The sequence below is a fragment of the Lichenihabitans sp. Uapishka_5 genome (assembly GCF_033947565.1).
Taxonomy (GTDB): domain Bacteria; phylum Pseudomonadota; class Alphaproteobacteria; order Rhizobiales; family Beijerinckiaceae; genus Lichenihabitans.
Genome location: NZ_JARPVX010000226.1, coordinates 1 through 639 on the forward strand (window position 1 = coordinate 1; position 639 = coordinate 639).

Genomic DNA, 639 nt, shown 5'->3' on the forward strand with positions numbered 1-639 from the left:
CGAGCGCCACCTCGCCCTCGGTCACGACCGCAATCACCTCGCCACCCCAGCGAGTACCTTCGAACGCCGTGTCACGCGCACGCGCCACCGAGGGCCCGTCCGGCGCGATGAGCCAGAGGGGGTCGCCGGATTTCTGCGAATTTTAGTGATGAAATTCCTCAAGCGGGATCGCGATCGCGTGGTCGGGCGAGCACTCCTTCACTTTAGCGGCGCCGAACAGCGCCGTCGCAAAGCTCGGTCCACCGCCTGCGAACAGGAAGATGGAGCGGGACGCGGCCCTGTGCGCAGGGTCTGCGACGGTACCCTCGCACGCCTCCGTCAGCGCAACCATCCGGTCCGGCATGGCATCAAGCTCTGCCTGCAACCGCTCCACGCGCTCAGGGTGCCGCCCCATCGTTGCCGCGAGGTCCAGCCCGAACTGGAGCAGCATCGCCAAGGCCGCGGTGCTGGCCTGAGTGGGCCAACCCTTGCGCTCCGCCAGAACCGGGAGGCCACGATCGGATTCGACCATCAGGGCAGACCCCAGCGTGTTCGATAGCGCAAGCGTGCGGGCGCCCCGCGCTCTGGCTATCAGCGCCGCTTCAACCGTGCGGGTCGTGGTGCCGCTCGACGAAAGCGTGATGACGAGCGCGTCGGGCC

1 protein-coding gene is annotated in these 639 nt (G+C 68.1%); it reads right to left on the bottom strand.

All coding sequences use genetic code 11. The annotated features are described in order from the left end of the window. Window positions 1-142: 142 nt before the first annotated feature. Window positions 143-639, bottom strand: a 497-nt coding sequence (locus tag P7D22_RS23335; RefSeq protein ID WP_319936624.1) for an SIS domain-containing protein, incomplete at its 5' end; no start/stop codon positions are given.